This is a genomic window from Nocardioides bigeumensis (genome assembly GCF_039531755.1).
Classification (GTDB): Bacteria; Actinomycetota; Actinomycetes; order Propionibacteriales; family Nocardioidaceae; genus Nocardioides; species Nocardioides bigeumensis.
Genome location: NZ_BAAAQQ010000007.1, coordinates 207852 through 224248 on the forward strand (window position 1 = coordinate 207852; position 16397 = coordinate 224248).

Here is a 16397-nt window from a genome sequence, read left to right on the forward strand (position 1 = left end):
CTGCGCACGTTGCGTGCTGCTCCGTCACCGAACCACCAGCGCCACGTGGGCGGGAGGAGGCCGGGGACCCAGGTGGACGGGACCTTCGGCCCGTCAGGCCGTGTGCCCAGCGCGCCCCGGGGCCTCGTCTGCGTGGTCCTCGTGCGGCTTCGGCGGGACCACACGCACCGGGCACGGCGCGGTGCGGAGCACGTGCCGCGCGGTGCCACCGAGATGCGTGGCCGGCGGGAAGCCGATGACGCGTCGCGCGAGGATGACGAGGTCGGCGTTCCGGGCAGCCAGCTCGAGGGCGTGCGCCGCGTAGTCGTGGATCACCTTGCTCGTCAGCTCGACCTCGGGGTGCGCCGCCTCGAAGGGCTCGAGCAGCCGAGCGAGCGCCGCGGTGTCCCGGTTGTCCCACTTCGGCTCCCCCACCCGGCTCGCGATGATGTCGTCGTACGCGCTGGGTAACCGCCAGGCATGCACCACCAGCAGCCGGGCCTGGTGGTCGGAAGCCGTGGCGAAGGCGTCTGCAAGCAGCTGTTCCGCACGGTCGAGGGACTTGAGCCCCACGACGACGAGGCCCGTGGTCAGGTCGGGCGCCCAGCCGGCTGGGACGGAGACCACGGGACACTCCGCGCGTGCCGCCACCCCGGCCATGGTGTCGCCGAGGAGGAGCCGGTCGAGCATCGAGCGGCTGTCGCGACCGACGACGAGCATCCGTGCGTCCTTGGCCGCGTCCACCAGCGCGCGGGCGCGTGGACCGTGGGCGAGCTCGGCCTCGACGAAGAGGCCGGACGCCGACTCGCGGGCGCGCTTGGCGGCGCGCTCCAGGATCGCGTGCGCCCGTTGCTCCAGGTCGCTGGGCGGGAAGGCCATTATCGGCGCGGGCACCATCACGGACATGCTCGGCACCACGTGCACCAGGCGCAGGTGCGCACCGATGCGGCGACCCTCGTGGACCGCGTAGTCGAGGGCGGTCAGGCTCGCGGGGGTCCCGTCGACCCCGACCACAATGGCGTCTCGATGAACGGTGCTCATGGCAGGCTCCTCTGTCGGTTTCCTGCCTTCATCCTCGGCGGGCGTGCCACACACCCCCTAGTGTCGAGAGGCCTGGGCGACCAGGCCCTTCGGCCCTGATCCGGCATGGCGATCCCGCCGTGCGGTGCCACGGCGCGGCCCGCGTCCGGTCGGCGAGCGCGGTCACCGATAGGACGCGGACCAGGCCTCACCTTCTCCTAGCGGAGCCCCCCAGTGGTGGCCGTGGCTCGGAGTATGCCGACGCGCCGCAACAGACACACGAGGCGATGGTCCCGGAATCCCACGATTCCGGTTCACCCGGGCGCCTCCACCGGCCGGGCAGTCTCCCACCGCGACGTCCGCAGGCTGCTTTCCGCGGCGTCCCTCGTCCGGCTGTCGGGACCAAGGTCCTTCCGGATCGGGCGCTCTTGCCCGAGTCGCGCACGCCTGACCTGACTATTTTGAGCCGCATGGAAGCCATAGACCTCCAGATGGTTCGGGTCTTCCTGGTCGACGATCACGATCTCGTCCGCCGAGGGGTGCGAGAGCTCCTCGAAGAGCAGGGCGACATGGTCGTGGTCGGCGAAGCAGCCACCGCCGACCAGGCGATCGAGGGGATCAACAGCGTGGTCCCCGACGTGGCGCTGCTCGACGCCCGGCTGCCCGACGGCACCGGCATGGAGGTGTGCCGCGAGGTCCGCTCACGTCACCCCGAGGTCGCGGTGCTGATCCTCACGTCGTTCGACGACGACTCCGCGCTCTTCAGCGCGATCATGGCCGGTGCCGCAGGCTTCGTCCTCAAGCAGGTGCGGTCGAGCGACCTCGTGAGCATCGTCCGTCGCGCGGCAGCCGGCCAGTCGACCCTCGACCCCGAGGTGACCCGGCGGGTGCTGGACCGCGTGCGGTCGGGCCGCAGCCTCGCCATGCCGGCCGGGTTGACGCCTCAAGAGACGAGGGTGCTGGAGCACATCGGCCGCGGGCTCACCAACCGGCAGATCGCCGAGGAGATGCTCCTCACCGAGAAGACCGTCAAGAACTACGTCTCCAGCGTCCTGGCGAAGCTCGGCGTCAGCAGCCGCACCAAGGCCGCCCTCGTCGCGGTCCACGCGGAGGGCGCGGCCTAGACACTCGAGCAGATCGGACCGTTGCTCGCGCTACGCCTTGGACCGCCTCAGCTGTTGACCGGGTCGTCCGGGTCGATCTGGGCGACCAGCTCGCGGAAGCGACGATCCAGCAGCTCGGCGTCGGTCGTGACGCCCACGGGGCGTGAAGGTCGCTGGCGCCGGAACAGCCGTCGCCGAACATGCGGGAGGGCTCCCAGCGTCCACGGCGATGAGATCGCCAGAGTCCCAGGGGCAAGATGCCGAACCCTTTGAAGGTCGAGCACAGTCCTGAGACGACGACCACGACGACCGCCGCCCACACCGAGACCTCGGTGACGAAGGCGGACGTCATCTTGATCTCGCCCCGGACGGTCCACAGCGCGGTGTAGACCAGGACGGCCAGGCTCAGCAGGAGCAGCACCGTGACGACGGGACCGAAAGTCAGGCCGGCGGTCACGAGGCCCGACGGCGGTGACCGCGCCGGCGAGCACGGCCCACGCGGTCTCCCACCCGGCGCGGGTCCGCCGCCGCAGATCGTGTGCTGTCACTGACATGCAGCGAGTCTGCGACGCCGGACGCGGCTGTCGGCAGGGTCCTTGTGCGCGCGAGGCTCGGGACCTAGGTCCCCTGCTGGGCAAGGTGTGCCGCGTTCGTGGACCGCCCCGTCCGACCACGCACCACGTGCTTGTGCAGCGCGTCGGCCAACACGACCGCCGGCGCGGCGAGCAGCGCGCCCAGCCAGCCGAGCCACGAGGGCCAGGAACCGCCCAGCAGCGCGGCCAGCGGCGCGATCCCCACGAAGGCCATGAGCAGGACCAGCTCGGTTGCCACCGCGGCGAGCAGGAGCGGGTTCGTCCGTTGGTCCAGTCCCCACACGGGCGTCACGGTGCTCCGGCACGCGAGGGCGTTGGCCATCTGGCCGATCGCGATGGCGGCGAAAGCAGCTCCCGAAGCCGACGCCAGCAGCACGCTCGACGGGGTGGCTCCCCATCGCCACCCCCCGGCCGCGAGCACGGCCAGGAAGGTGCCCATCGAGACCACGGCCTGGGTGGGCCCGAGCACGCCGAAGGCCCGCAGCAGGAGCCCCTTGTCCACGGCGTCCGCGCGTCGTCGCGCGTCCAGGACCCCGGGGCGCGGCGGCTCCGCACCGAGGGCGAGCGCGGGGAACAGGTCCGTCCCGATGTCCAGGGCCAGTACCTGCAGCACCGAGAGGGCGAGAGGGACATGACCCCCGCTCAGCGCCCACACCGCGAACGGCGTCAGCTCGGCGACGTTGTCAGTCAGGTGATAGGTCAGGAAACGGCGTACGTTCTGGAACGTCGCCCTTCCGAGCGCGACCGCCGCGACGATCGTCGCGAAGTGGTCGTCGAGCAGCACCAGGTCGGCCGCTTCCCGCGCGACGTCGCTTCCGCTTGCGCCCATGGCGACCCCGACGTCGGCCTCCCGGAGGGCGGGAGCGTCGTTGACCCCGTCTCCAGTCATCGCCACCACGTGACCACGTGAGCGCAGCGCGCGGGCGATCCGCAGCTTGTCCCCGGGAGTCGCCCGCGCGACGACGACTCCCCCGGGCACGTCGATCACCGCGGCGAGGGCCTCGTCAGCCTCCGGAAGGCACCGGGCATCCAGGACGCAGCCGGACGGGGTCAGCAGCCCGACGTCACGAGCAATGGTGGCGGCCGTCCTGGGATGGTCCCCGGTGATCATGGCGACCCGGATCCCGGCCCGGTGGCAGCTGAGGAGGACCTCCGCCACGTCGCGGCGCGGCGGGTCCCGGAGAGCGACCAGGCCGAGGAGGTGCAGCTCGGTCTCCATGGCGTCCGCGGCACCAGCGTCCCAGCGCCGCTTCGCGACGGCGACGACGCGGCATCCGCTCTCCGTCAGCTCCTCCAGCGCGGCCACGACGCCTTCGTCGACGTCGAGGCACCGGCCGAGGACTGCCTCGGGAGCCCCGAGGACGCAGACCAACCCGCCAGACCGCGAGGAGCTGACCATGCGGTCCGCGGTGTACGGCTTCCTGTCGTCCACGGCGAGCGGGCCCTCCCCGGTGCGCCGCAGCAGGCAGTCGAGCGCGGCGTCCATCGGGTCGCCGACCGCCACCCAGTCGCCGTCACGCAGCTGGACGCGGCCGGTCACGCAGCTCTGGGCCGAGACGGCCATCTCGACGGCCAGCGCCACCGCGCGCGGCGAGCCGGTCAGGGTCCCGGAGGGGGTGTAGCCCTCGCCCTCCACCTCCACTCGTCCCAGGGGAGTCACCAGGGTGACGACGCTCATCCGGTTCTGGGTCAGCGTCCCGGTCTTGTCCGTGCAGATGTACGTGGTGGCCCCGAGCGTCTCGACGGCGTCCAGCCGTCTGACCAGCCCGTGGCTGCGGGCCATCAGCTGCGCCCCGCGCGCCAGCGACAAGGTGACCGTCGGCAAGAGGCCCTCAGGCACCAGCGCCACGGCGACGCCGACCCCGAAGAGGAACGCCTCCTGCACCGACAGACCGAGACCCACGGCAATGGCACCCAGGGCCACGCCGGTGCCGGTGGCGAACGCCGCCACGACGCGGACCACCTTGTCGAGCTGGCGGGTGAGCGGGCTGGCGGGTCGCCGGGCGCTCTCGGTCAGCCTCGCGATGTCCGCCATGGCCGTGGCTGAACCGGTTGCCCTGACGACGGCTTGTCCGCTCCCCTGGAGGACGAACGTGCCTGAGAGGAGTCGGTCTCCCTGGTCGCGCGGCACCGCCTCGCTCTCGCCGGTGAGCATGGACTCGTCCAGGCTCAGGCTCCTCGCCCGCACGACCTCGAGGTCCGCACCGATGCGGTCACCCGCCTCCAGCAGCACCACGTCGCCCGGCACCAGGTCCGAGATCGGGACCGTGCGCACGGCACCGTCACGGCACACGACCGTGTCGGCGGGCAGGAGCGCCCGGAGCTGTTCGGCGGACCGGTCCGCCCGGTGCTCCTGCCAGAACGCGAACTCCGCATTGAGGAGCACGATCGCCACGATCGCCACGGCCAGCTCGGGCATCCCGGCCAGGAGCGCCATGCCGGCCGCCAGCCAGAGCAGGATCGCGAGCAGGTGCGTGAGCTGACGGGCGAACTGGCGCCAGACTGGGGGCCGTGCCGCCTCCGGGACCAGGTTCGGACCGAATCTGGCGCGAGCAGCGGTCACCTCGTCGGCGGTGAGTCCGTGGGCCGGACAGCCCTCTGCCAGTGGCGTCACCCGTCCAGCGTCATCCCGTTCGGGTGGTCGGGGTCCTGCCCAAGGTCCTGGTTCTTCGTGCCGTACGTCCCTGGCCGGAGTACACCCTGACCGAAAGCCTGGTGACGACCTCCCCGGCCCGCGGCGGAGGCGCCACACCCAGGAGGCTCCCGTGCTCGCCCTACGACTCGAGGCTTGGCAGACCGCGAACGCCGGTTCGGACGGGCGCGCCGTGATCGTCGCGGGAGAGGCAGGCACTCGATGATCGTGAGAGAGGTCATGACCCGCGAACCGGTCACGGTGTCACCGACCGCGGACGCCAAGTCCGCCCTGGCCCTGATGGCTGATCGATCCATCACCATGCTGCCCGTCGTGGACGCGCGCGGGAACCTGCGCGGCGTGGTGAGCGAGCCCGACCTGCTCCGCGACCGGGTCGAGCCCGACCAGAGGCTCCACGAGCGGCCGCTCCCCGACGCACCCTCCCTCGCCCCGGTCCACGTCGTCGACGTGATGACCACGGGCGTCCACTCCGTCACGGCTGACACCGATGTCGCCGACGCCGTCCAGCTGCTCGTCAGCACGGGCGTCAAGAGCCTGCCGGTCGTCGGGCGTCACGGTTCGGTCGAAGGTGTCCTCAGCCGGAGTGACGTCGTCCGCGCCGTCGCCCGTTCCGACGAGGCCCTCGAGCTCGCCATCGACGACCTCTTCGCCCGCGGCGGCCTGGCTGCATGGACCGCCCACGTCAAGGACGGCGTCGCCGAGATCACCGGTACGGGGCCCCGCCGGCAGGCCTCGCTGGCCAGGGCCCTGGCCCGCACCATCACCGGGGTGACCGGGGTGCGGGTGCGAGAGGAAGCCGAGTGAGCGGGCGCGTCGACTCCGAGGTCGGCCTTCTGCGTCGTGCGATCCTCCATCGTCCGGGGCTCGAGCTGTTGCGCCTCACGCCGACCAACCACGACGAGTACCTCTTCGACGACGTCCTCTGGGTCAAACGGGCGCGCCAGGAGCACGACGCCTTCGCCGACGCCCTGCGCGACCAAGGCATCGAGGTGCTCCTCCTGCATGACCTCCTCGCCGAGACCTTGGCCAACCCGGTGGCGCGGACGTTCGTGCTGGAGGCGACCTTCGACGAGCACCTGTACGGTCCGCTCGCCCAGGACTGCCTGCACAGCGTGTTCAGCCAGCTCGACGACAGCGAGCTCGCGACCTCCCTCATCGGCGGGATGACCAAGAGGGAGCTGCTCGAGCGCACCCCCGAGCCGGCGTCGGTCGTGGTCGCGTCCCTCGGTCTCGACGACCTCCTGCTTCCCCCTCTCCCGAACCACCTCTTCACGCGCGACACCTCCGCCTGGATCTTCGACGGGGTCTCCGTCAACGCGATGCGCAAACGGGCGCGGATGCGCGAGACCCTGCACTACGAGGCGATCTACCGGTGGCACCCTGCGTTCGCCGGGTCCGATCACCACGTCTGGGCCGAGGGTCGCGCGGGCGGGGCGGCCACCACCGAGGGCGGCGACATCCTGGTGCTCGGTCGCGGGAGCGTCCTGGTCGGGATGAGCGAGCGCACCACGCCGCAGGGCGTGGAACGACTGGCCCGCCGACTCTTCGACGCCGGCAGCGCTCAGCGCATCGTCGCCCTGGCCCTTCCGCAGCGCCGGGCCTTCATGCACCTCGACACGGTCCTGACCATGGTCGACGAGGAGACGGTGACGCAGTACGCCGGCCTCGGCCCGCTGCCGTCGTACACGATCGAGCCGGGTGACACCGCCAAGGACCTCCGCGTGACCCCGCACGCACCGGAGGAGATGCACGACGCCATCGCGGCCGCGCTCGGGCTCACCCGGCTGCGTGTGCTGACGGCGACCCAGGACGTCCACGCCGCCGAGCGCGAGCAGTGGGACGACGGCTGCAACGTGCTCGCCCTGCGACCCGGGGTCGTCGTCGCCTACGAGCGCAACGTGACGACCAACACGCACCTGCGCAAGCACGGCATCGAGGTCATCACGATCCAGGGCAGCGAGCTGGGGCGCGGCCGTGGCGGCCCCCGATGCATGACCTGCCCGATCGAACGAGAAGGGATCTGAGCACATGACCGACGTCGACCTGCGCGGCCGCAACTTCCTGAAGGAGGCGGACTTCACACCCGCGGAGTGGGAGCACCTGCTCAGGCTCTCGGCCGAGCTCAAGCACGCCAAGCGTGCCGGCGTCGAGCACCCGCGGCTGGTGGGCAAGAACCTCGCCCTGATCTTCGAGAAGACCTCGACGCGGACCAGGTGCGCCTTCGAGGTGGCGGCGTACGACCAGGGTGCCCACGTCACCTATCTCGACCCGAGCGGCTCCCAGATCGGGCACAAGGAGTCCATGAAGGACACTGCCCGCGTGCTCGGCCGCATGTACGACGGCATCCAGTTCCGCGGGGCCTCGCACGAGGCCGTGGAGACCCTCGGGGCGTACGCCGGCGTGCCGGTCTGGAACGGGCTCACCGACGAATGGCACCCCACTCAGAGCCTGTGCGACATCCTGACCATGCGTGAGCACAGCGCCAAGCCTGCGGCCGAGATCGTGCTGGCGTACGTCGGCGACGCGCGCAACAACGTCGCGAGCTCCCTGCTCGTCGCCGCTGCCCTGGCCGGCATGGACGTGCGGATGGTCTCGCCCTCCTCCCTTCGCAACCCTCCGCCCGTTCTCGCCACCGCGGCCGGGATCGCGGCGGCGACCGGTGCCCGGCTGCTCCAGACCGAGGACGTCGAGACGGGCGTGTCGGGTGCCGACTTCGTCTACACGGACGTCTGGGTCTCCATGGGCGAGCCGGCCGACACCTGGCAACAGAGGATCGACCTCCTGGTCGACTACCAGGTCGATCTGACGATGCTGAAGGCGACCGGCAACCCGGACGTGAAGTTCATGCACTGCCTGCCGGCCTTCCACGACCGTCGCACCACCGTCGGCGAGCGGGTGTACCAGCTGAGCGGCCTGGAGGCGCTCGAGGTCACCGACGAGGTCTTCGAGTCGCCGCACTCGATCGTCTTCGACCAGGCGGAGAACCGCATGCACACCATCAAGGCTGTGCTCGTCGCCACCTTGGGCGGGTGAGCCCGTGCGACTGGTGGTCGCACTCGGTGGCAACGCCCTCCTCGAGCGGGGGCAGCGGCCTGACGCCGAGGTGCAGGAGGGCAACGTGCGTCGCGCCGTCGCCGCGCTGGCACCCCTGGCGCACCGGCACGAGCTGGTGCTCACGCACGGCAACGGCCCGCAAGTGGGTGTCCTGGCCCTGCAGAGTGCGTCCGATCCCGAGCTGAGCACGCCGTACCCCTTCGACGTCCTCGGTGCGCAGACGCAGGGCATGATCGGCTACTGGCTGCTCCAGGCGATGCAGAACGCCCTGCCAGGACGCCAGGTCGCGGCGATCATCAACCAGACCCTGGTCGAGGCCGACGACCCAGCGTTCGACGATCCGTCGAAGTTCGTCGGCCAGTCCTACGACGAGGAGACAGCCCGCGAGCTCGCGTCACAGCGAGGCTGGACGGTCAAGCAGGACGGGGCCGGCTGGCGGCGCGTCGTCGGATCCCCGCGACCCCAGCGCGTCGTCGAGACACGCCTGATCCGCAGCCTCCTCGAGACGGGGGCCGTGGTCATCTGCGCCGGCGGTGGTGGAGTGCCCGTCGTCCGTGGCGCCGACGGCCTGCTCCACGGGGTGGAGGCCGTCGTCGACAAGGACCTCACCAGCGCCGTGCTGGCCGAGGCACTGGATGCCGACGCCCTTCTCGTGCTGACCGACGTCCCCCACGTCGTCCGGGGGTTCGGCACGCCAGACGCCGAACCCGTTCGCGTCTCGACGCCGGCCGCGCTGCGCGCCCTGGGAGCGCCGGCCGGGTCCATGGGCCCGAAGGTGGAGGCGGTCAGCCGGTTCGTCGAGCTGACCGGAGGCGTGGCGGGAATAGGCGCGTTGGCCGACGCCGAGCGGATCCTCGACGGGGCCGCCGGCACCGTCGTGACCCCGAACGGCCGCTACGAAGGCAGCCTCCGGCCAGCAGTCCCGGCCGATGATCCATTGCGCCTCACGCGAGGGGAACAACGTCCGCTGGGGCGGTGACCGGCGGCCCTAGGGGACCGAGGCGGGGCGAGAGAGGCTCGACGCACATCCTTCGGAACCTGAGGAGTCCCGATGATCACCCCCGTTGTCCATCCCCGCCACCGGCGGTCGGTCCAGGCCGTGCCTGCCGGATCAGCCCTCGTCGTCTTCGAGTCGATGTTCGGAAGCACTCGCGCGGCCGCCCGCGCAGTCGCCCGGGGCCTGCACCACGAGGGCATGACGGTGCGTGTCAGTGACGTGTCGGCCGCCCCCCAGCACCTGACCGGAGAGGTGGACCTGCTGGTGCTGGGAGCCCCGACCCACGCGTTCACCCTGAGCACGCCCGGCAGCCGCCAGGCGGCCGGCCAGCAAGGCGCCCCGGTAGGTCGTGTCGAGATCGGCATGCGTGAGTGGGTCAACGACCTGACGTGGGACGCGCCGCCGCCGGACGTAGCCGTCTTCGACACGCGCGTGACCTCGACCAGGCTGCTGCCCTTCGCTGCGGCCCGCACGTGCCGCACGCTCGTGGAGCAGCGTGGCCTGCGTGTCTCCACGCGGCCGATGACGTTCTTGGTGGCCGGGGTGCACGGGCCGCTGCTCGGTGGCGAGGCCGAGCGGGCCTTCGCCTGGGGAAAGCGGCTCGCCGGTCTGAGCCGGCTGACCCGGGTGATCGCGGGGCGCCACGCCGCCGACCGGACGCGATCGAACTTCTGAGAGGCGTCGCGGAGACGGTTCTGCGGTCAGCGGACCAGGTGCCCCCGCTCCTCGAGCACCAGCTCGTCGTCGTGCGCGACCTCGTCGTGCGGCACCACGACGACGGGGGACGGCGCCGACAGGATCAGCGCGTGGGCCGTCGAGCCGAGCCCGAGCGAGCCCAGCCCTCTCGACCTGGAACCGGGCGTCGTCCGGCCGATGACCAGGCGCTCGGCTCCGCGTGAGGCCGCCATCAGCACGTGGACCGGGCGTCCCGGCTCCACGTCCAGGGCGACGTCCACCTGCGGGTGCCGCGACCGCCAGGGCGCGAGCAGGGCGTCGAAGCGCTCTCGGACCGTGGCCAGCAGGGCGTCACCGTCACGGCTGGCGAGGATGAGCTCGCCGTACGCGTCTGGCACGTGCCAGGTGTGCATCACGCGAAGTGCCGCCCCCGTCGACTCCGCCACGGAGAACGCCTCCGAGAGGACGGCGTCGGCGCCGTGGACCGATCCCAGCCCGGCGACGACCTGCCGGGGCTCGTCAGGTCCGAGCGCCTTCCAGGCGGCGGGCACGACGACGCACGGCCGTGCGGCGCGAGCGGTCACGCGGGTGCTGACCGAGCCCGTGAGGACGCGCTCGAGCGGCACGGACAGGTCGCGGCCGAGGACGACAAGAGAGCTCGTCTCGGCGAGCTCGACCAGGTGACGCACACGCGAGCCGATGCGGAGCAAGGTGCTCACGTCCAGCTCGGGGCGCCGCTCGCGCACCGCGGAGGCCGCGTCGTCGAGCGTCTGCTGGCCGACTGACGCGACCTCGTCCTCCGACATCGGCAGCACAGGCAGGAACGGCACGACCGCTGGCGCGACGTGCGCAACGACGAGCGCGACCCCCCTTCGGTGCGCCTCGTCGGCTGCGAAGGAGATCGCTCCTGTGCTCCCCCAGGTGCCGTCTACGGCCACCAGGACGGGGTCCCTGCCTGTGCTCATGGCATGCGCCTCTCTCGTGGGTTCCTCTCAGCGTTCCGGCGCACCCAGGCACCCGCCAGGGCCCGGCGGCCCGGTGCGGGCGGGCCTTTGGGCCCGACACCGTCCCCGGCTCAGCCCGGGCTCGACGTGGTGTCTGCGTGGTCTCAGCGGCGGTGCTGGAGACGCTGGACCTCGCGCTCGATCTGCTCCTCGGTGATGTCGCCGGCGACGTACGCGTCCCAGGCGTTGAGCGCGACCCCTATGCCCCAGAAGACCAGTGGGAAGACCGGCCAGAAGAACCCTCCGGGCATCGTGATCGCCCACACCGCCACGAGGGCGGCGTTGACGAGGACGTAGGTCATCAGGTGCGTGCGGAAGTCGCGCCGCTTCTTCAGGGAGCGGAGTGCTGCCTCCCGCAGGGTCTCGGTGTCCGTGCTGGTGATGGTGTCCATGTCGACCTCCTTCGCCTTCACGCTAGGACCGCCGCGATGTCCCGGGCCAGGGTCGAACGCCACGTCACGGCGGGCCGATGGCACCCGCCTCGATGCCTTTCCACTCGCGGATCCACGTCGAGCTGCGCGACCTGACTCGTCGCCTCATCCTGGAGTACCGCGGTGCGCTCCCCCCTGGCCAGGTGATGGTCGCGGTGCAGGACGCCAACCGGATCCTCGGTCGCTCGGTGGTGCCCGAGAGGCGCGTGCCAGCGTGTGAGGGCATCGCCCGCAGGGTGCTGTCCGAGCGAGTCGCCGCGATCGCTGTCGAGCAGGCGCTGCAGCGCACCGCGTAACCCTCTCGAGCATCCTCCATCCGAAGACCGGGACGCACTCAGCCCGCTCCGAGCTCGCGCGCCGCCACCACGGCGGCCTGGGTACGACGACGCACGTCCAGCTTCGTGAAGATGCTGGCCACGTGCTTCTTGACCGCTGCCGGCGGCAGCTGGACGCGGACGGCGATCTCACGGTTGGTGAGACCGAGGCCGATCAGCTCGAGCACCTTTCGCTCGGTGGCCGAGAGGACACTCGTCGCGGGCCGGGCCTCCGAACCCCCGCGCAGGTGGGTCAGGACCCGGGAGGTGATGACAGGGTCGAGCGACGACAACCCCTGGGCCAGCCTGCGGACGGCGGCGACCACGTCACCGGAGCGACTCTCGTCGAGCACGTAGCCTTTCGCGCCGGCCTGGATCGCGGCGACCACGAGCTTCGACGGCCGGTGGTGGCCGACGACGAGGCACGGGATGCGGGGCAACGCGGTCGACAGGGCCTGGCACACCTCCAGCCCGACGTCCGCCTCGTCGCCCACGCCGACGACGACCACGTCGGGGTGACAGGCAGCAACCAGGCGAACGACTTCCGCGGCGTCGCGCTGCTCGCCGGCCACCTTGATGTCGGGCTCCCTCTCCAGGATCGCGCGCGTCCCCTCCCGCACCAGGTCGTGCGCGTCGACGAGGTAGACGGCCACCGTCCGTGTGCTCGCGTCGCCCATGCACCCAGGCTGCCAACCCTCGACGCCCTTGCCCTGATCACGAGGTCCCGATGCGGGGAGCCGAAGGTCCCGGTCCAACGCGGCCCTACGGTGGCGACGGTCCGTCCCAGGTGCGCGCACCTCGGTGCGGGGCCTTGGTCACCGGCTTCGGGGCCGTGTGGCCCGGGCGCCCGGTCCGGGTCGGCAGGAGGGTGGTGTCATGGCGACGTCGTCGGTCGGCCCTGCGAGCCCGGAGGCGCGGCGCTCGTCCAAGCCGGTCACCGGACGCAAACCGTGCGCTGGTGGGCGGCCGCCGACCTGGCGGCGAAGTCGGGGCTCGCGGTCTCCCTCGTGCTGGCCGTGCTGGACCCCGACTGGGGCAACATGGCCGGCAAGGCACCCGTGGCGAGGGCCGTCACCTACCCCCTCTGGTCGCTCACCGTCCCCGTCGTGTGGTTCCTCACCGGGGGGCAACGTCACGCCTGTCCGTGGATACCCGACACCTTCGTCACGATCACGTGCTTCACCGACGTCCTCGGCAACCGCTTGGACCTCTACGACCGCCGGCTGTGGTTCGACGACGGGGTGCACCTCGTGAACGTCGCGCTGCTCAGCGCGGCGCTCGCTGCTGCTGACGACCGACGACCAGACGAGCACGATCTGCCTCCTCGAGCGCAGCATCGCGTTCGGGACCAGCGCCGCGCTCACCTGGGAGCTCTACGAGTTCGTCGCGTTCGTCACCCGGTCGCCCGAACGGACCACCGCGTACGCCGACACCCTGGGCGACCTCGCCCTGGGCTGGCTGGGCGCCGTCGTGGCCGCCGCCGCTGTCGCGGTCGTGCACACGCGGGAGCGCTCGGGCGTCCCGGGATGCGGCCGTTGGCTCGACGACGGGGTGCACCGGCGACCCGGCGCGCACTGCCACCTCTCGAGGACGCCCGGTGATCACGGACGGCGTGAGGTGATCAAGACCCCATCAGGCGTCGCCCGGTGACCTCGTCCGCATCGATCTCGAGCACGAGGGAACGGTTGCCGGACACCCAGGTCCGCGGCCCCTCCGCGCGACCGTGCAGGTCGACGTCCACGATGCTCGCGCGACCGCGGACGAGCACGCTCCAGCCGGATGAACGGAACTCGTCGACGTCGTCGACCTCGAAGGCGACCCGGCGGTCGCGCACCCGCAGCCCCAAGACGGAGTGGGGTGCGGTGCGCACCCGGATGCGCCCGTCGACGGCTTGGTAGTTGAGTGGCAGGACCACGGGGCCGCTGCCGTCGTCGTAGGCGACGCGTCCCACGACCCTGCTGGCGAGGAGCTCCCAGCACTCGTCCTCGTCCAGCTCGACCAGCCGCCCGCTCTGCCAGGTGTCCATGTCACCGATCCTTCCGTCACGGCGAGCATCACAGCGCTCGCCGGGCGAGGATCAGGGGCGAACGTCCCGGGTGGGCAGGACCGCGGACCCGCAGACCCCTCAGGGCTGGTCGTCGAGGGCCGCGGTCGAGGACGGCGACGCCTGAGAGTCCGGCTCGACGCTGTCGAGCCACGACCAGTCGCGCACCTCCGGGATGTCGTCGCCGTGCTCGCGGGTCCACGCACGCGCGCGGCGGCGGGTGTCGACCATGAGCTGGCGGACCCGGGCCGCCCGCGACCCCAGGCTCGGCACCTGGTCGATGACGTCCATCACCAGGTGATAGCGGTCGAGGTCGTTCATCATCACCATGTCGAACGGCGTGGTGGTCGTCCCTTCCTCCTTGTAGCCGCGCACGTGGATGTTCGAGTGGTTGGTGCGCCGATAGGTCAGCCGGTGGATGAGCCAGGGGTAGCCGTGGTAGGCGAAGACGACGGGCTTGTCGGAGGTGAAGATCGTGTCGAACTCCCGGTGCGGCAGGCCGTGCGGGTGCTCCTGGTCGTCCTGGAGCCGCATCAGGTCCACGACGTTGACCACGCGGACCTTCAGCTCGGGCAGGTGCGTCCGGAGCAGCGACACCGCGGCCAGGGTCTCCAACGTCGGCACGTCACCGGCGCACGCGAGCACGACGTCCGGCTCGTCCCCACCGGAGGACGCCCAGTCCCAGATGCCCAGTCCACGGGCGCAGTGCAGGTCTGCTTCGTCGGCGGTGAGCCAGTCGTACGACGGCTGCTTGCCGGCGACGACGACGTTCACGTAGTGGACGCTCGCCAGGCAGTGGCGCATGGTCGACAGCAGCGTGTTCGTGTCGGGCGGGAGGTAGACCCGCACGACCTCGGCCTTCTTGTTGACGACGTGGTCGATGAAGCCGGGGTCCTGGTGGGAGAAGCCGTTGTGGTCCTGACGCCACACGTGCGAGGTCAGGAGGTAGTTCAGCGAGGCGATCGGAGGGCGCCACTCGAGCTCGCGCGTCGTCTTGAGCCACTTCGCGTGCTGGTTGAGCATCGAGTCGACGAGGTGGATGAACGCCTCGTAGCAGCTGAACAGGCCGTGCCGGCCGGTCAGCAGGTAGCCCTCGAGCCAGCCCTGGCAGGTGTGCTCGGAGAGGATCTCCAGCACCCGTCCGCTGCTCGCGAGGTGCTCGTCGGAGTCGAGGATGGTGCCGGCGAAGACCTTGTCCGTGACCTCGTACACCGCGTCCAGCCGGTTGGACGCGGTTTCGTCAGGGCCGAAGAGACGGAACGTCTCGGGGTTGCGGCGCACGACGTCGACCAGCCACTGGCCGAGCACCCGGGTTGCCTCGTGCACGGAACCACCCGGGGTCGGTACCTCGACCGCTGCGGCTCTGAAGTCGGGCAGGTCGAGCGGCCGGCGGAGCAGGCCGCCGTTGGCGTGCGGGTTGGCGCTCATCCGTCGCTTCCCGCGCGGCGCCAGGTCCTTCAGCTCGGGGACGAGGCGGCCCTCGGCGTCGAAGAGCTCCTCAGGGCGGTAGGACCGCAACCAGCTCTCCAGCTGGGCCCTGTGCTCGGGGTTCTCGCGGGTGCCCGCGAGGGGAACCTGGTGGGCACGCCAGGTGCCTTCGACAAGGACGCCGTCCACCTCGTGCGGACCCGTCCAGCCCTTCGGCGTGACCAGCAGGATCATGGGCCACGGGCGCCGGGCCGTGTCGCCGTCCTGGCGGGCCGCCGTCTGGATCGCGGTGATGCGGTCGTGCGCGGTGTCCAGGGCCGCGAGCAGCTGGGCGTGCACCGTCATCGGGTCGTCGCCCTCGACCGTGAGCACCTCGTGGCCGTAGCCGCGCAGCAGGCTCTCGAGCTCGTCCCGCTCGATCCTCGCCGGGACCGTCGGGTTGGCGATCTTGTAGCCGTTCAAGTGGAGGATCGGCAGGACGGCACCGTCGTGGACAGGGTCCACGAACTTGTTGGCGTGCCAGGACGCCGCCAACGGTCCGGTCTCGAACTCGCCGTCTCCGACCACCGCCGCGACCAGCAGGTCGGGGTTGTCCATGGCGGCGCCGTACGCGTGGGAGAGCACGTAGCCGAGCTCGCCGCCCTCGTGGATCGATCCCGGTGTCTCGGGCGCCACGTGGCTGGGGATCCCGCCGGGGAACGAGAACTGCCGGAACAGCCGCTGCATCCCCTCCTCGTCGTCACCGACGGCCGGGTAGACCTCGGAGTAGGTGCCCTCGAGCCACGCGTTCGCCACCGCCGCCGGGCCTCCGTGGCCGGGCCCGGCGAGGAAGATCGCGTCCACGTCTCGTTCGGTGATCAGCCGGTTGAGGTGCGCCCACAGCAGGTTGAGCCCTGGCGTGGTGCCCCAGTGGCCGAGCAGGCGGGGTTTGATGTCCGCCGCCTCCAGGGGGCGTCGCAGCAGCGGGTCGTCGAGCAGGTAGATCTGGCCGACGCTCAGGTAGTTGGCGGCGCGCCACCATGCATCGAGAAGGCGGAGCCGGCCGTCCTCCGGGTCGGGCGGTTCGATCGTCGAGGTCATCGGTCCTCCAGGGACAACGGTC

Annotated in this window: 14 protein-coding genes; 7 read left to right on the forward strand and 7 right to left on the reverse strand. The window is 71.4% G+C overall.

The features are described 5' to 3' along the window. Positions 1-93: 93 nt before the first annotated feature. The gene (locus ABD295_RS08020; protein WP_344303158.1) at positions 94-1020 is read right to left on the reverse strand and encodes a universal stress protein; all 927 of its coding nucleotides are present in this window, start codon (positions 1018-1020) and stop codon (positions 94-96) included. 449 nt (positions 1021-1469) lie between these two features. Between ABD295_RS08020 and ABD295_RS08025 the strand changes: the two genes are divergently transcribed. Next, entirely contained in the window at positions 1470-2123 is a 654-nt protein-coding gene (locus tag ABD295_RS08025) for a response regulator (protein WP_344303159.1), read from the forward strand. 597 nt (positions 2124-2720) lie between these two features. On the opposite strand, the gene ABD295_RS08030 is transcribed toward ABD295_RS08025, so the two are convergent. Then, complete coding sequence (locus ABD295_RS08030) at positions 2721-5309, reverse strand: cation-translocating P-type ATPase (RefSeq protein WP_344303161.1); 2589 nt, start codon at positions 5307-5309, stop codon at positions 2721-2723. 258 nt (positions 5310-5567) lie between these two features. Here ABD295_RS08030 and ABD295_RS08035 point away from each other — a divergent pair, with 258 nt between their 5' ends. The 5 genes from ABD295_RS08035 to ABD295_RS08055 all read left to right on the forward strand — a co-directional run bounded on the left by ABD295_RS08035 (position 5568) and on the right by ABD295_RS08055 (position 10074). After that, positions 5568-6152, forward strand: coding sequence for a CBS domain-containing protein (locus tag ABD295_RS08035; protein ID WP_344303162.1), 585 nt, complete (start codon positions 5568-5570; stop codon positions 6150-6152). Continuing rightward, positions 6149-7372 (forward strand): arginine deiminase, encoded by a 1224-nt coding sequence (locus tag ABD295_RS08040; protein ID WP_344303163.1) that lies wholly within the window; start codon positions 6149-6151, stop codon positions 7370-7372. The genes ABD295_RS08035 and ABD295_RS08040 overlap by 4 nt, the downstream gene beginning before the upstream one ends. A 4-nt stretch (positions 7373-7376) precedes the next feature. Next, a complete protein-coding gene (argF, locus tag ABD295_RS08045) occupies positions 7377-8381 on the forward strand; it encodes an ornithine carbamoyltransferase (protein ID WP_344303164.1) in 1005 nt (334 codons plus the stop codon). A 4-nt stretch (positions 8382-8385) separates the two neighbouring features. After that, positions 8386-9381 carry a carbamate kinase gene (locus tag ABD295_RS08050; RefSeq protein WP_344303165.1) on the forward strand — a complete coding sequence of 332 codons (996 nt, stop codon included), beginning with the start codon at positions 8386-8388 and terminating at the stop codon, positions 9379-9381. A gap of 72 nt (positions 9382-9453) precedes the next feature. Next, entirely contained in the window at positions 9454-10074 is a 621-nt protein-coding gene (locus tag ABD295_RS08055) for a hypothetical protein (RefSeq protein WP_344303166.1), read from the forward strand. Positions 10075-10100: 26 nt separating this feature from the next. Here ABD295_RS08055 and ABD295_RS08060 read toward each other — a convergent pair whose 3' ends face one another. Continuing rightward, a complete protein-coding gene (locus tag ABD295_RS08060; RefSeq protein WP_344303167.1) occupies positions 10101-11039 on the reverse strand; it encodes a universal stress protein in 939 nt (312 codons plus the stop codon). Between the two features lie 143 nt (positions 11040-11182). Continuing rightward, the gene (locus tag ABD295_RS08065) at positions 11183-11470 is read right to left on the reverse strand and encodes a 2TM domain-containing protein (RefSeq protein WP_344303168.1); all 288 of its coding nucleotides are present in this window, start codon (positions 11468-11470) and stop codon (positions 11183-11185) included. Positions 11471-11562: 92 nt separating this feature from the next. Here ABD295_RS08065 and ABD295_RS08070 point away from each other — a divergent pair, with 92 nt between their 5' ends. Next, on the forward strand, positions 11563-11805 hold the full coding sequence (locus ABD295_RS08070; protein ID WP_344303169.1) for a hypothetical protein: 243 nt from the start codon (positions 11563-11565) through the stop codon (positions 11803-11805). Positions 11806-11843: 38 nt separating this feature from the next. On the opposite strand, the gene ABD295_RS08075 is transcribed toward ABD295_RS08070, so the two are convergent. From ABD295_RS08075 to ABD295_RS08085, 3 genes are all read right to left on the reverse strand, one after another. Further along, a complete protein-coding gene (locus tag ABD295_RS08075) occupies positions 11844-12500 on the reverse strand; it encodes a LuxR C-terminal-related transcriptional regulator (RefSeq protein WP_344303170.1) in 657 nt (218 codons plus the stop codon). A 944-nt stretch (positions 12501-13444) separates the two neighbouring features. Beyond that, positions 13445-13849: a pyridoxamine 5'-phosphate oxidase family protein gene (locus ABD295_RS08080; protein WP_344303171.1), complete on the reverse strand. Its 405-nt coding sequence runs from the start codon at positions 13847-13849 to the stop codon at positions 13445-13447. A gap of 99 nt (positions 13850-13948) precedes the next feature. Next, positions 13949-16375 (reverse strand): phosphoketolase family protein, encoded by a 2427-nt coding sequence (locus ABD295_RS08085; RefSeq protein ID WP_344303172.1) that lies wholly within the window; start codon positions 16373-16375, stop codon positions 13949-13951. Positions 16376-16397: the final 22 nt, after the last annotated feature.

Excerpts from the sequence above, each read along its gene's own strand:
- ABD295_RS08080 (WP_344303171.1), bottom strand. The coding sequence starts at position 13,849 with ATGGACACCTGGCAGAGCGGGCGGCTGGTCGAGCTGGACGAGGACGAG.
- ABD295_RS08020 (WP_344303158.1), bottom strand. The coding sequence starts at position 1,020 with ATGAGCACCGTTCATCGAGACGCCATTGTGGTCGGGGTCGACGGGACC.
- ABD295_RS08060 (WP_344303167.1), bottom strand. The coding sequence starts at position 11,039 with ATGAGCACAGGCAGGGACCCCGTCCTGGTGGCCGTAGACGGCACCTGG.
- ABD295_RS08025 (WP_344303159.1), top strand. The coding sequence starts at position 1,470 with ATGGAAGCCATAGACCTCCAGATGGTTCGGGTCTTCCTGGTCGACGAT.
- ABD295_RS08070 (WP_344303169.1), top strand. The coding sequence starts at position 11,563 with ATGCCTTTCCACTCGCGGATCCACGTCGAGCTGCGCGACCTGACTCGT.
- ABD295_RS08075 (WP_344303170.1), bottom strand. The coding sequence starts at position 12,500 with ATGGGCGACGCGAGCACACGGACGGTGGCCGTCTACCTCGTCGACGCG.
- ABD295_RS08035 (WP_344303162.1), top strand. The coding sequence starts at position 5,568 with ATGACCCGCGAACCGGTCACGGTGTCACCGACCGCGGACGCCAAGTCC.
- ABD295_RS08065 (WP_344303168.1), bottom strand. The coding sequence starts at position 11,470 with ATGGACACCATCACCAGCACGGACACCGAGACCCTGCGGGAGGCAGCA.
- argF (WP_344303164.1), top strand. The coding sequence starts at position 7,377 with ATGACCGACGTCGACCTGCGCGGCCGCAACTTCCTGAAGGAGGCGGAC.
- ABD295_RS08085 (WP_344303172.1), bottom strand. The coding sequence starts at position 16,375 with ATGACCTCGACGATCGAACCGCCCGACCCGGAGGACGGCCGGCTCCGC.
- ABD295_RS08055 (WP_344303166.1), top strand. The coding sequence starts at position 9,454 with ATGATCACCCCCGTTGTCCATCCCCGCCACCGGCGGTCGGTCCAGGCC.